This window comes from Exiguobacterium sp. KRL4, assembly GCF_001870785.1.
In the GTDB taxonomy this organism is placed as follows: Bacteria; Bacillota; Bacilli; order Exiguobacteriales; family Exiguobacteriaceae; genus Exiguobacterium_A.
Map to the genome: position 1 here is coordinate 30,568 of NZ_MOLV01000019.1, position 13,511 is coordinate 44,078.

Consider the following 13,511-nt stretch of genomic DNA (forward strand, 5'->3'; position numbering starts at 1 on the left):
TACGATCTGAGGACTCACCGGATCGTATCAAGCATTTCTGGAATCAATCCATTTTCCGTCGATGCAATGACGTGTGCAGCAACCTTCATTCCAAGCTTCAACGCATCCTCTGCTTGTTTGGAGTCCGTTAGCTCAGAAAGTACAGCGGAAAAGAATGAATCTCCTGCACCTGTCGAATCCACTACTTTTACTTTTTTCGTTCCAACATGACCAGACGTCGCATTCCGGCGATCGACATAAACGGCACCCAGTTCACTCATCGTGACAATCGTGAGCGGTGCTCCTTTTTTCGCTAATTCGTTCGCTACATGAATCGCATCCTCTACGGTCACAATCGACAAATCGGACAAGATTTCCGCTTCTTCCCGGCTACAAATAAATCCGGTAAATCCTTGTAACAGGTGACGATTCCGTTCAATGATGCTGAGATGACCACAGACACCATACAACGGCAATTCCATTTTGCGGCAGACATGAATCAGACGTTCAAGTACCGTAACAGATACATCCAAATCAATCGCGACTGCATCTACGCCATCGAGTGCATAGACAGATTGACGAAGAATCGCTTCTTCCAACAGTTTCGCATCAGGTTGTTTCGAAATCGAGGTCTGAAGATCTCCTTCGTTATCCATGACGGCGAGCCACATGCCCATGCCATGGTCTTCGAGCATCTCGACATGATCGACGTTCGCACCATATGATTTCAACTCTTCGAGCACACCTACACCGATCTGATCGTTCGTAACCGTCGAGATAAAGCGAACATCATTTCCGAGAACAGCGAGATTTTGTGCTACATTCCGTCCTGTTCCACCGTTCGAGAAACTGATATCCCCGACGTTTTTAGCGTCCTTGTGCAAAGGAGCAAACGAAGTTCCTTTTATATCGACGAATACTTTTCCGATTACCGCAATTTTATTCATTCCTGTTCCACCTCTAAAAAAATTTCATGAACCCTGATGACTTGACGAACGTTTCAGGCACATTGCTTCTATTATAGTAAAATTTCAAAATGGTTACAACCAATCGAACCGGTCACGTCCTGCTTTTAAAAAAACCTTTTTCCGAGTCAGGAAAAAGGTTTTTTGTCTTCATTATAGATTCGCGATTGTTAAGCTGATCGCAAGTAACAACCCAAAAATCGTATTGACCTTCCCGGTTTGTGCCATTCCTGGCATCAGTTCTTGAGGCGGTAAATCTTGCCAGAATAACTTCACGGCCTTGATCATCAGTGGAATGCTGAGTAGTGCAACCAAAGCCCAACCCGTCACGTTAAAGACCAACACGGCCATCAGTAACGAGAGGATTGCGGCACTGAAAAAGGCAATCAAGACGTAAACGGCTCGCCGATGACCCACAAGACAAGCAATCGTCTTTCGTCCATTGACCTTATCGTTATCGAGATCCCGGATGTTATTCGCAAGTAAAATCGAACCGATCAAGATAGCGACCGGAATCGAAATCGCGACTGCTTCTGTCGGGACATACCCAATTTGCAGATAGGCTGAAATCGCAATGATGACATATCCCATGAAGAAACCGGCGACGACTTCCCCGAATGGCGTATAGGCAATCGGTAACGATCCTCCTGTATAAATATAGCCGACGAACATCGAAATAACGCCAATCAACAGCAACCACCACGTGGTTTCCAGACAAAGGTAAATACCGAGTAAGGCGGAGATGGCATAAAGCGACAAAGCGAATGCTAAAATCGTCCCCGGCTTAAATCCGTCCCGAACGATGGATCCTCCAATCCCGACTGACTCTTCCGTGTCAAGCCCACGTTTGTAGTCATAGTATTCATTAAATAAGTTCGTAGCAATCTGAATCAGCATCGACGCGATCAACATCGCAAAAAACAGATCCATCCGCAGTGACTCGATTCGTGGTGCGACGATAGCTGTTCCGACAACGACAGGTACAAAACTCGCTGTCAGTGTATGCGGTCGTGTCATTCGCCAATATACAGCGATTGATTTATTCATATAATAAACCCCTTTCCTGTCTAAGTGTATCGGGTTTCGTTTTTTACTGTCAATGCTCAATCGGAGATAGCTTATTCCTTCTTTTTTTCGGGTAAAAAGTTTACACTTAGAATAAGTGAAACGTATCACAGTATCTATAGACTAGGGGGCAATGAGCGGTATGGCTTACGCTCAACAAGAGCTTAAACAATGTATTGAACAGGCCGTTGGTCATGCAAATGCATACCAACGAGCGATAATCGCCTCATATTCATGGCAAGTCGAGGCACAGGACGTCAGCGCACTGACATTCGGGACACAAGAACGTTTTTATTTTACGACACCGGATCGGTCCATGCGCGCGATTGGTTTTGGCATCGCACAACAATTAAAGACTTCTGGACACGATCGTTTTTTACGGATGCAATCGAAGTGGGCGACCTTGAACCGGGATCATGTCGGGAACGATTTGTTTGCCTTTTGCGGATTTTCGTTCGCTGAACTGAAGCAACCCGACTATCGTTGGTCTGCTTTTGGGGAAGCTTCGATGACGATTCCGAAATATTTATACCTGGAACAAGACGGGCATACGACCGTAACGGTTTTTGCGTTTGTCGAACCGCAGTCTAACGCAGAAAAGATTTTGAATCAATTGGCCGTCGAATATGCGGAGTTGCATACACCGAAATCTAGCCAGTTCGTTACACGCATCCGTCTGACCCGTGACGGAAACGATGCGTTCGAAGCATCTTTCCATCAAGCGACACAACTGTTAAAAACGACCTTAAAAAAGATCGTGTTAGCCCGGGAAGTCGTTTATGAATTAGATCATCCCGTCGATCTGGCTGGACTTGTACAAGAGCTTGAATCATCACAGCCCGGCAGCTATATCTTTTTCTTTCAGCCGACACTAGAGGAAGCCTTCCTTGGAGCCACGCCGGAACGTTTGATTCTAAAAACCGGTCAGGAAATCCAAACGGCTGCTGTTGCCGGTTCAGCCCCACGCCACGAATTGGAGCAAACGGATCACGCGCTTGGACAAACGCTCTTACAGGACGATAAGAACCGGGTAGAGCATGCGATTGTCGTTGATTCCATCGAACAGACGTTGCGTGGACTCTCGACTCGACTTGAAAAACCCGAGCAACCGATGTTACTCAAAAACCGACACATCCAACATCTTTATACACCAATCACCGCGACACTTTTGCCTGAAGTCAGCCTCTTTCAACTGATCGAGAAACTTCACCCGACACCCGCGTTAGGTGGAGAGCCGAAGGAAGCCGCCGTTACCGCCATCCAAGCAATCGAGACGTTCGAACGCGGTTGGTACGGTTCACCGGTCGGTTGGATGGACGGAGAAGAAAACGGTGAGTTTATCGTCGCCATTCGCTCCGGACTATTTACTGATCGTTCCGCTGTACTTTATGCAGGTTGTGGTATCGTCGACGGCTCTCGTCTGCAGAGTGAACTCGAAGAAACCGAAACAAAACTATCACCGATGTTACAAGCTCTTGCACACCTCTGTACGATAGAAAAGGATGATGTTTATGTTGACTAAATGGATGCATACGTTAATCGATAACTTAGTCAAAAGTGGTGTCCGGGATTTCGTCATCAGTCCCGGTTCTCGTTCGACACCCCTTGCGATTGCTGCCTTTCTTCACCCGTCTAGCCGTACCCACGTCCTCGTTGACGAACGGTCGGCTAGTTTTTTTGCCCTCGGCTTGACACGGGCTGAAGAAACGTTACGCCCTGTCGCTCTGATTTGCACGAGCGGGACGGCAGCAACTAACTATTATTCGGCCATCACGGAAGCCAATATTTTTGAACTGCCGTTAATCGTTTTGACTGCGGACCGTCCTCATGAATTACGTGGTGTCGGCGCTCCGCAAGCAATCGATCAGGTCGCTTTGTACGGCAAACAAGTGAGACATGCCTTTGACTTACCGTTGCCGGAAGCAACGGCTCTTCCGTATGTCCAGCACGTGGCTGAACGATCCGTTCTGCTTGCGCTGACGGAACCCGCAGGTCCTGTTCACATCAACATTCCGCTTCGGGAACCTTTGATTCCTGAACTTGATTTGTTGCAGACCGGCTATCCAGTCGGTCGTCCGCTCCGGCATGTTACGGGACACGCTACAGCAGAATTGATTGAAATTTTATCAATTCAACGGCTTTTGATTGTCATTGGACCACAACTTTCAGCAGCTGATACACAAATTATTTTGGAGTATGCCGATCGTTCACGGATTCCAGTTTTGGCCGATCCACTCAGCCAAGGTCGCCAGTCGTCCAATGATACGGTTTTCGCCTATTACGATACGTGGTTAAAGGAAACTACGATTCAGCACCATCTCCGCCCGGACCATATTTTACGGTTTGGCGCGATGCCGACTTCCAAACCCTATCTCCTTTGGTCAAAAGAAATCCCGACGACCGTAGTCGGCCATGCTGGAAACTGGCGTGATCCTCAATTGCAGGCGCACTTTTTAAGTGGTCATCCAAGTCAATTAAAAACGATCCCGCTCACCGAACATGACATCACTTACCTTGAGGCACTGCAACGGGCCGAAAAAACGGTTGAAACTGTCTTTGATTCACTGGATTCTGGACAACTGACGGAATACAATGTTGTCCGGGCTTTAGAAGGCTTAACCGAAGGAAGTCTATTCGTCTCAAACAGTATGCCGATTCGTGACCTGGATACTTTTTTGCCGACGGGTACACCGCTTCGGATTCTTGCTAACCGTGGTGCCAATGGCATTGACGGGATTCTTTCCAGCGCTCTTGGCGCGACGTACGAAGCGGAAAATCGTTATTTACTTGTCGGTGACCTCGCCTTTATCCATGACATCAACGGACTGATGATGGCGCGGACAATTCCCATGACGATTCTTTTGGTCAACAACACAGGGGGCGGCATCTTCAGCTTCCTCCCGCAACATGAGCTCGATCCCGCTTTGTTCGAGCCACTGTTCGGAACGGCGCAAGATCTTGACTTCAGTCATCTTGCCGCTGGTTATGGCATCGCGTATCAACGCATTTCTTCTATCGGAGAGCTCAAGACAACCTTACAGAAAAACACAATGACGACACGGATCTTAGAAATCCGAACGGATCGTCCGGAAAATGTCCGATTGCACCGATTAATCTGGGAACAGACGAATCAGGCGTTACAGGAACAGTTCCGATGAAGCTTCGTCAACAGGAGTATCATATTGAGATTACCGGTGCCGGTCCACCTCTTTTACTGTTGCATGGATTCACCGGAAGCAGCGCGACCTGGTCTGCTCTCAGTGCACGTTTGCAGTCAAATTACACCGTCTATTGCATCGACTTGCTGGGTCATGGTCAGACGCCTGCCGCTCCCTATCAACGAATGCGACTGACGGAGCAGGTCAAGGATTTAGAGTTCTTGCTTGCGACCCGTGCGGAACCTTGGACGGTCCTAGGTTACTCCATGGGCGGACGGATTGCTCTGATGCTTGCCGTGATGTCAACACGCGTTACACAGACGATTGCCGTCAGTACGACACCCGGTATTCGTTCGGCGCTTGAACGGCAACTGCGGCGAAAAGCTGATCGATCTCTTGCTGAACGCTTGTTACGAGATGGGCTGACTGATTTCATCGATTACTGGGAAGCATTACCGTTATTCGCCAGTCAGCACCGACTTCCTTTAGCTGCACAACAGCACATCCGTGAGGGACGTCTCGCACAATCACCTGAAGGACTGGCTGCTTCTCTGATTGCTCAAGGTACGGGAAATATGCCGCCCGTCTGGCATTTGCTTGATAGGACTTCAATCGAATGGATTGTCGGTTCAGAAGATATCAAATTCAAGAAAATAGCGTTCGAGGCCGCTCCACCAGAAAAAATTCATCTAATTCCTGGTGCATCACACGCCCCACATATCGACCAACCGGAAAAGTTTGTTACAATAGTAGAGAAACTACTCTTAACTAATCAAATGGGGGAATTGAAATGAGATACATTCCAGAATGGGCATCTGCCCGTAGTTACGAAGATATCAAATATGAGAAGTGGAATGGGATTGCTAAAATCACGATCAATCGTCCTGAAGTACGCAACGCGTTCCGTCCACAGACAGTAAATGAATTAATCGATGCCTTTTCACGGGCACGTGATGACCAAAACGTTGGTGTCATCGTCTTGACAGGTGAAGGTGATCTTGCATTCTGTTCAGGTGGCGACCAAAAAGTTCGCGGCCATGGTGGATATGTTGGTGAAGATGAAATCCCACGCTTAAATGTCCTTGATTTACAACGTCTGATCCGTGTCATTCCAAAACCGGTCATCGCGATGGTTGCAGGATACGCCATCGGTGGCGGACATGTCCTTCATCTCGTATGTGATTTAACGATTGCAGCAGACAATGCGAAATTCGGACAAACGGGTCCTAAAGTCGGATCATTTGACGCAGGCTACGGCTCTGGTTATCTTGCTCGTGTCGTCGGTCATAAAAAAGCACGTGAAATCTGGTTCCTCTGCCGCCAATACGATGCGCAACAAGCACTTGATATGGGACTCATAAACACCGTTGTTCCACTTGCTGACTTGGAGCAAGAAACAATCCAGTGGTGTTCTGAAATTCTTCAGCATTCACCAACGGCACTTCGTTTCTTAAAAGCAGCCCTTAATGCGGATTCTGATGGTCTTGCGGGTATCCAGCAATTAGCAGGTGACGCAACGTTACTTTATTACACGACTGATGAAGCAAAAGAAGGACGCGACGCATTTAAAGAAAAACGTGATCCTGACTTCGGACAATTCCCGCGATTCCCATAATACAAAAAGGTTCAATGTCGAAAGACGTTTGAACCTTTTTCGTATCACCGACAAGAAAGGAAGTGACGGTCTGTGTATCCTTGGATTTATACCCGTTCAAAAGAACAACCGGACGACCTTGCACTGATCACGGATACGGAACGTTTGACGTGGTCCGCACTTTATAAGAAGGCGCACGAACTAGCAAGCGCTTGGGCACCACTACTTTCGCGCGGCGACAGGATTGCCTTATATGGTCCTTCCAGCACCGCGTACATCATCGCCATTCACGCAGCCCAATTGCTTGAGTTGACAATTGTTCCGATTAACATCCGGCTTAGTCAAAGTGAAGTCAGTGCGCAATTGAAACAGGCGAACGTCAAATATGTCATCTCGGACCGTCTGCTCGATTCTAACGTCAAACGCCTACCGTTCCATGCGCCGAATCAAGCACCTGAGATTCTCGTCCGCCATATGCCAAAACATTATATCCAATCAATGTTATTTACGAGCGGCACGACCGGACAACCTAAAGCAGTCGAACAGACGATGCTCAACCATTTTTCGAGCGCAATGAATGCGGCACGCCATATCGGTTCGTTCCCGGATGATCGGTTCCTCGTCGTTACCCCACTGTTTCATATGAGTGGTTTAGCCGTCGTCTACCGTTCAGTCATCTACGGTGTCCCTTTAGTACTCGAACCACATTTTTCACCAAACAAGACCATTACATGGATCAAAACGGAAGCGGTCACACACATCTCACTTGTTTCCGTCATGTTGGATCGGTTACTCGAAGCTGGACTACATCGTCATGACTTGCGGGTTGTCCTGACCGGAGGAGGACCTGTTCCGTTACCTATCTTGACCCGTGCGTTAGATCGCAATCTCCCTGTCATGCAAACTTACGGCATGACGGAGACAGCATCCCAAATCGCAACACTCTTACCGGAAGATGCCCTTCGAAAGATCGGTTCTGCCGGAAAACCCATCGCACCGACGGAGATTCGAATCACACGTCATCAGGAAATCGAAGTCAAGGGACCAACCGTCATGAACGGTTACTTTAATAACCCGGAAGCGACTACGTCGACCTTTACTGCAGATGGTTATTTGAAAACCGGAGACCTCGGACGAATCGACTCAGACGGTTACTTGTACGTGTTGGACAGACGGAGTGATCTGATCATTTCCGGTGGAGAAAATGTGTATCCGGCTGAAGTCGAAGCTGCTTTGTTATCGATTTCAGGCATCACGGAAGCTGGTGTCGTCGGGCGGTTTGATCCGACATGGGGACAAGTTCCAGTCGCCTTCATCGTCAGTCAGCTGGAAGAGTCCTCCGTCCGGCAACAGATGGAGCAGTTATTGGCAAAATACAAATGCCCAGTCACCTATGTCTATCGTGATACGTTACCACGCAACGCAAACGGTAAGCTGATTCGCCGTCAGTTGAAGGAATCGTTATGACGATCACACTTCGGAGCGCCGAGTTATTTGATGTTCGACTGACCTTTCGTCAACCGATGCATACCGCCATCTCTGTCTTATCCGAACGGCGTACGACGATTCTTCGGCTGACGGATCAAGAAGGCCGTGTCGGTTATGGAGAAGGTGTTGCCTTTGAGACCCCTTGGTATACACCGGAGACACAAAGCTCACTCCGTGCATTGTCCCCCTTACTGTATCAACTGCTGATCGCAGCACCCCTTGAGGGACCGTCAGCCGTTGCTGAACGTTTCCGACCGATTCAAGGCAATCAGATGGCAAAAGCGATGTTTGACGGTGCCGTCTACGAATTGTTCGCACAAGCTGAACAGCAATCACTCGCGACCTACCTCGGTGGAGACGAGAGCCAAGCGATTCGTTGTGGGAAAGCACTTGGTCGATCGTCTGTCCAACAGACGATCGAGCATGTTGGTCTTGCGTTAAGTGATGGGTTCGAACGAATCAAACTGAAGCTGGCGCCAACGGATACGAACATCCTTGAACAGGTTCGTCAAACTTTTCCGGACGCTCCCTTGATGTTTGATGCCAATGGTAGCTTTCATCTGTCTGACCTGCCTCTGCTTCAAGAGTGGGACGAATTTTCATTACTCATGATGGAACAACCCTTTTCAGCAAATGAGTGGTTAAGCCATCAGCATGCCGCCTCCATCCTCAAAACACCACTTTGTCTCGATGAATCGATTCAAACGACACATGATGCCGCCTTGATGCACCAACTCCAAGCGGGGCAGATCATTAATATCAAACCGGCCCGTCTCGGTGGATTGACAGCGGCACTGGATGTCCGAGCGTCGTCGACTTACTGGTTAGGTGGTATGTTCGAAAGTGGCATCGGCCGCCGTCAAACGTTAGCATTTGCTACATTGCCGGGTCTCGCCTATCCGATTGATATGTCCGGCACGAACCATTATTTTATCGAAGATCTACTCGAGCAGGACTACCTCGTCGAAAACGGCTGCATTCGTTATCAGGAACATGCCGTTTCCCTCGAACGTCTTCACCATCTAACCGAATCACGAACGTATCTATAGAAAAAGAGTATCGGCATCCGCTTTTCCAGCGAAACACCGATACTCTTTTTCTCCTATGATTCATACAGGGACGCTGTTAATCCACTTTCGTCAAAATTTCATAACCATCTTTTAAGACGATGACACTATGCTCAAATTGGGAAACCAGACTTTTGTTTGGTGTGTATAACGTCCAGCCATCCTTTTCATCCTCCATACAAAACTCATCCCCTGTTGAAATAAAGGTTTCGACAGCGATGACTTGTCCTTCTTTTAGTAAGTCATTTTCTTCTCGGCTGAAATAATTAGAAATCGATTCCGGTTCCCCGTGAAGTGTTTTCCCTAACCCGTGTCCCGCTAAATTGCGAATGACTGTAAATCCACTTTTACGTGTTTCTGCATAAATCGCTTTTCCGATTTGATTTACTTTCGTTCCAGCTTTGACTTTTTCCAAGCCTTTTTCGAGTGCAGAAAGCGATACTTCCACTAATCGAACGTCTTCCGGACGACGTGCCTGACCCGCAATGACGGTTTTCCCTGTATCGGAATAATATCCATTCTTCACAGCGGAGACATCAACGTTGACGATATCCCCTTCTTGAATCACGTAAGCTCCTGGAATACCGTGTGCTGCCACTTCATTTACACTGATGCACGTTGCTCCCGGAAAATCATACATGACGATTGGCGCTGATTCTGCTCCGTGTTCCTTTAAGATTCGTGCACCTATTTCATCCAACTCTTTTGTTGTGATTCCTGGTTTGACCGCATTCGCCATTTCGTCTCGTGCAATCGCAACAATCCGTCCGATTTCACGTAGTGCCTCATAATCATAATCCAACATCATTCATTTCCTCCCTATTCGCTTAATCGTTCTTGATATAAGTACTCCGCTGAAATATCAGCAAATAAAAACATCCCGTTATTTAGCGGCATACTGAATGTCCGTGTCTGTTCGCCTGAACTGAAGTCGACGTAGCGATCAGATAAGTAACCGGTATGCCGTCGTTCCATCGCCACCGTCGTCCGAATGAAATACGGACGAAAACTCCAATTGTACCCTTGGTAAAAGGAATACCGCTTCCACTCGCCGCTTTTCTTACTGATGTTCGAGGACTGCTGGAACCCGTTGGCATCCGTGATATAAAAACGGATGAATTCCGGTTCCATCTTTTTCGCTAACATCAACAGCCAACTATCCAATTCTTCATCTTGCCTGACTGACTGGCAGTACTCATTAAAACGAATTGTCCAGTCTTGTTCCAGTTGAAACAGTCGGTTCATCTGTTCCCGGTCATATTTATAAAACATCGGAACTTCGTGAAGAAGAATTTCCATCCCCGGACACGTCGTCACCCAGTCTGGTGTCGTTTCTCCTAATAAATTTCCCATATAGTACCGCCCACCATGCTGCCATGCGTATCGTAACTGACCAAGATGACTGATGTTTTTATAAAGCAGAGGCGCACCTAACTGATCACAGAGATGTTCCATGGTTTGTAACAAATGAGGGTAACTGGCAGAGACGGTTTTCTTTTCAATCATCGAGGCCAAATCGACGATCAACATATCCGGTGACATCGAAAAGACCCGTTCTAGACTGGTCGCTTCTGCTCGATCGAGCGCAACTTTCAGACCAGAGTTTTGATAGTAGGCGACGATTCGACCAAGACGGTCAAAGTCATCGACTTGAACATCCGTTAAGGTCACATACAAACGATCTTCCGGAAAATCAATTTGGGCATCACGTAAGATACTTAAAAAATCTTCTCCGCCGTTTTCGAATAACCAGGCCGGCCGACAACGAATCAAGACAAACGAATGGTCATCCGACGGTACTTTCTGAAACGCATGCCGAATGACATGACTCATCACTTCGAGTTGATATTCAATCGGTACATCATCTTCTTGAAAAAATGGTTTTAGCGGTTCTCCACGGAAATGTGACTGAATTTCATACCCTTCCACTTTAAAAGGCGCTGCTCCAACAATCGGCTGAAACCAAGCCTCAATCTGTTCGGGATGAACAATGACATCTAAGGCATCCATTCTTCTCCCTCCTTTTCTCTTGTTCCATCTTAACAAAAAAAGAACCTCCCTGTAATCAGAGAGGTCCTGTCTTTAAAATAAGGTCGTATCTTTTCGAATCGCGATGTACAGATAAACACCAAATGTCGCCGTGAGATAGATGATACTCAGGACCCCGTACTGGATACCGGTCGCCCCACCCTTTCCAATCGCAAGGACAAGAAAGATAATCCCTCCAAATAACAAGGTGGCTAACGGAATATAACGGAAGTGCCCTTTCGTCGTCCGCTCACTAATTCGTTTCGTCGCGACGACAAGCACGATCAGACAAATGAATGCTATAGCGTAGATAGTATACACAAATTTCCGCCCTCTCTATATCTTTCATTGCTCATTTTAGCATGACATTCCATAAAAAAGAACCGACTTGTCTGTGACAAATCGGTTCGACCTTCTTATTTTTCAAAACGTGGTTTGCGTCCGCCACGGTTACGATCACTTTCACTGCGGTTACGACCAGCGTATCCACCTTCACGGCGATCTGATGATGACGAAGACGATGAAGACGCGCTACGGTTTCCTTCAGAAGGACGACCGCCTTCACGACGTTCTCCACTTCCACTGCGTGGGTTGCTGCCACGGTATCCACCACTGCTACGGTTGCTCGAAGAACCAGAACCTGATCCACCTTTGTTACCGTAAGGGCGACGATTACCGCCACTGCCACTACCACCACCGCTACCAAAACGTTTTACACGAATTGGTTCGATTGAAGAAATTTGAACTGGCGTTGCATCCGGCTCTTTCGTCAATCCTTTAAGCGCTGCTGAGATCAATTCAACTGCTTCATACTCTTCAAGAAGTTCTTGAGCGAGTGTTGTATACTCTTGTGAGTTTTTCGCTTCTACACGTTTGATCAATTCTTGTGCAGCAAGCTTCAAGTTACCTTCTAGGATTTCATCAAGCGTCGGTGCATGACGACGTGTCATTTTTTTGTTTGTAACACGTTCGATCGTTTTAATCTGACCAAATTCACGTGGTGTAACAAACGTGATAGCTGATCCTGTTTTACCAGCACGACCAGTACGGCCGATACGGTGAACATAACTTTCTGGGTCTTGCGGGACATCGAAGTTATAGACGTGTGTCACGCCTGTAATATCAAGACCACGTGCCGCTACGTCTGTAGCTACAAGGATATCAATCGTTCCTTTTTTGAAACGACGGATAACTTGGTCACGTTTTGCTTGTGTCAAGTCACCATGTAAACCGTCAGCCGTGTATCCACGTTGGACAAGTCCTTCTGTCATCTCATCCACACGTTTTTTCGTGCGACCAAAGATGATTGAGAGTTCCGGAGAATCTGTATCAATCAAACGGCAAAGAACGTCGAATTTTTGGTTTTCTTTTAATTCGATGAATGATTGGTCGATGTTTTCGACAGTCATTTCTTTTGCTTTTACTTTGATATGTGTCGGAGTCGTCATGAAACGATCTGCGATTTTACGAATTTGTTGTGGCATTGTCGCTGAGAACAAAAGTGTCTGGCGTGACTCCGGAAGAGTCCCCAAGATTTTCTCGATGTCTTCCACGAAGCCCATGTTCAACATTTCATCTGCCTCATCCAAGATAACTGTTTGGACGTGGTCGAGGTTTAATGTTTTACGGTTCATGTGGTCCATCAAACGACCTGGTGTTGCCACGACGATTTGTGGGTTTTTACGAAGTGCACGGATCTGACGGTCGATTTGCTGACCACCATATACTGGCAAGGCATGAACACGTTTCACTTCACCGATACGATTCAATTCTTCCGCTACTTGGATAGCAAGTTCACGTGTTGGTGCAAGCACAAGTGCTTGGATATGACGTGATTTTGCGTCAATGCGTTCAATTGTAGGAATACCGAATGCTGCTGTTTTCCCTGTACCTGTCTGTGCTTGACCGATTAAGTCAACGCCGCTAAGACCGACAGGAATCGTTTCTGCTTGGATTGGTGTTGCTTCTTCAAAGCCCATTTTTAGGACACCTTTGATAAGTGCCTCACTAAGATTTAATTCACGAAATGTTGTCAATGCTAAATACTCTCCTTTGTCATATGAAAAGCGTCTGCCACTAAACAGACGCTACCGTAACGAATACAATCGACTACCTATTATAACAGAAGCTCATCCTAAAAGATAGTAGCTATTTCTATTATAATAAT

General features: G+C 47.1%; 12 protein-coding genes. 6 read left to right on the plus strand and 6 right to left on the minus strand.

The window, feature by feature from the left end; genetic code table 11:
- Window positions 1-14 precede the first annotated feature (14 nt).
- The gene (locus BLD48_RS11640) at window positions 15-926 is read right to left on the minus strand and encodes a guanosine-inosine kinase (RefSeq protein ID WP_071500349.1); all 912 of its coding nucleotides are present in this window, start codon (window positions 924-926) and stop codon (window positions 15-17) included.
- 171 nt (window positions 927-1,097) lie between these two features.
- Window positions 1,098-1,991 carry a 1,4-dihydroxy-2-naphthoate polyprenyltransferase gene (locus tag BLD48_RS11645; RefSeq protein WP_071500350.1) on the minus strand — a complete coding sequence of 298 codons (894 nt, stop codon included), beginning with the start codon at window positions 1,989-1,991 and terminating at the stop codon, window positions 1,098-1,100.
- 160 nt (window positions 1,992-2,151) lie between these two features.
- Here BLD48_RS11645 and BLD48_RS11650 point away from each other — a divergent pair, with 160 nt between their 5' ends.
- The 6 genes from BLD48_RS11650 to menC all read left to right on the plus strand — a co-directional run bounded on the left by BLD48_RS11650 (window position 2,152) and on the right by menC (window position 9,298).
- Window positions 2,152-3,531 carry an isochorismate synthase gene (locus BLD48_RS11650; protein WP_071500351.1) on the plus strand — a complete coding sequence of 460 codons (1,380 nt, stop codon included), beginning with the start codon at window positions 2,152-2,154 and terminating at the stop codon, window positions 3,529-3,531.
- Window positions 3,521-5,167, plus strand: a complete 1,647-nt coding sequence (gene menD / locus BLD48_RS11655; RefSeq protein ID WP_083412317.1) for a 2-succinyl-5-enolpyruvyl-6-hydroxy-3-cyclohexene-1-carboxylic-acid synthase — start codon at window positions 3,521-3,523, stop codon at window positions 5,165-5,167. Before BLD48_RS11650 ends, menD begins: the two co-directional genes overlap by 11 nt.
- Entirely contained in the window at window positions 5,164-5,961 is a 798-nt protein-coding gene (gene menH / locus BLD48_RS11660) for a 2-succinyl-6-hydroxy-2,4-cyclohexadiene-1-carboxylate synthase (protein WP_071500353.1), read from the plus strand. Before menD ends, menH begins: the two co-directional genes overlap by 4 nt.
- Entirely contained in the window at window positions 5,958-6,782 is an 825-nt protein-coding gene (menB, locus tag BLD48_RS11665; protein ID WP_014969624.1) for a 1,4-dihydroxy-2-naphthoyl-CoA synthase, read from the plus strand. Before menH ends, menB begins: the two co-directional genes overlap by 4 nt.
- A 72-nt stretch (window positions 6,783-6,854) precedes the next feature.
- Window positions 6,855-8,228, plus strand: a complete 1,374-nt coding sequence (menE, locus tag BLD48_RS11670) for an o-succinylbenzoate--CoA ligase (RefSeq protein ID WP_071500354.1) — start codon at window positions 6,855-6,857, stop codon at window positions 8,226-8,228.
- Window positions 8,225-9,298 carry an o-succinylbenzoate synthase gene (gene menC, locus BLD48_RS11675; protein ID WP_071500355.1) on the plus strand — a complete coding sequence of 358 codons (1,074 nt, stop codon included), beginning with the start codon at window positions 8,225-8,227 and terminating at the stop codon, window positions 9,296-9,298. Before menE ends, menC begins: the two co-directional genes overlap by 4 nt.
- A gap of 76 nt (window positions 9,299-9,374) precedes the next feature.
- On the opposite strand, the gene map is transcribed toward menC, so the two are convergent.
- From map to cshA, 4 genes are all read right to left on the minus strand, one after another.
- On the minus strand, window positions 9,375-10,121 hold the full coding sequence (gene map, locus BLD48_RS11680; protein ID WP_014969620.1) for a type I methionyl aminopeptidase: 747 nt from the start codon (window positions 10,119-10,121) through the stop codon (window positions 9,375-9,377).
- Window positions 10,122-10,135: 14 nt separating this feature from the next.
- Entirely contained in the window at window positions 10,136-11,326 is a 1,191-nt protein-coding gene (locus tag BLD48_RS11685) for an EAL-associated domain-containing protein (protein ID WP_071500357.1), read from the minus strand.
- A 72-nt stretch (window positions 11,327-11,398) separates the two neighbouring features.
- Window positions 11,399-11,665 carry a hypothetical protein gene (locus tag BLD48_RS11690; protein ID WP_026830928.1) on the minus strand — a complete coding sequence of 89 codons (267 nt, stop codon included), beginning with the start codon at window positions 11,663-11,665 and terminating at the stop codon, window positions 11,399-11,401.
- 95 nt (window positions 11,666-11,760) lie between these two features.
- Window positions 11,761-13,380 (minus strand): degradosome RNA helicase CshA, encoded by a 1,620-nt coding sequence (gene cshA / locus BLD48_RS11695; RefSeq protein ID WP_071500358.1) that lies wholly within the window; start codon window positions 13,378-13,380, stop codon window positions 11,761-11,763.
- Window positions 13,381-13,511 lie beyond the last annotated feature (131 nt).

Excerpts from the sequence above, each read along its gene's own strand:
- BLD48_RS11685 (WP_071500357.1), bottom strand. The coding sequence starts at position 11,326 with ATGGATGCCTTAGATGTCATTGTTCATCCCGAACAGATTGAGGCTTGG.
- menC (WP_071500355.1), top strand. The coding sequence starts at position 8,225 with ATGACGATCACACTTCGGAGCGCCGAGTTATTTGATGTTCGACTGACC.
- menD (WP_083412317.1), top strand. The coding sequence starts at position 3,521 with ATGTTGACTAAATGGATGCATACGTTAATCGATAACTTAGTCAAAAGT.
- BLD48_RS11640 (WP_071500349.1), bottom strand. The coding sequence starts at position 926 with ATGAATAAAATTGCGGTAATCGGAAAAGTATTCGTCGATATAAAAGGA.
- BLD48_RS11650 (WP_071500351.1), top strand. The coding sequence starts at position 2,152 with ATGGCTTACGCTCAACAAGAGCTTAAACAATGTATTGAACAGGCCGTT.
- menH (WP_071500353.1), top strand. The coding sequence starts at position 5,164 with ATGAAGCTTCGTCAACAGGAGTATCATATTGAGATTACCGGTGCCGGT.
- BLD48_RS11645 (WP_071500350.1), bottom strand. The coding sequence starts at position 1,991 with ATGAATAAATCAATCGCTGTATATTGGCGAATGACACGACCGCATACA.
- map (WP_014969620.1), bottom strand. The coding sequence starts at position 10,121 with ATGTTGGATTATGATTATGAGGCACTACGTGAAATCGGACGGATTGTT.
- menB (WP_014969624.1), top strand. The coding sequence starts at position 5,958 with ATGAGATACATTCCAGAATGGGCATCTGCCCGTAGTTACGAAGATATC.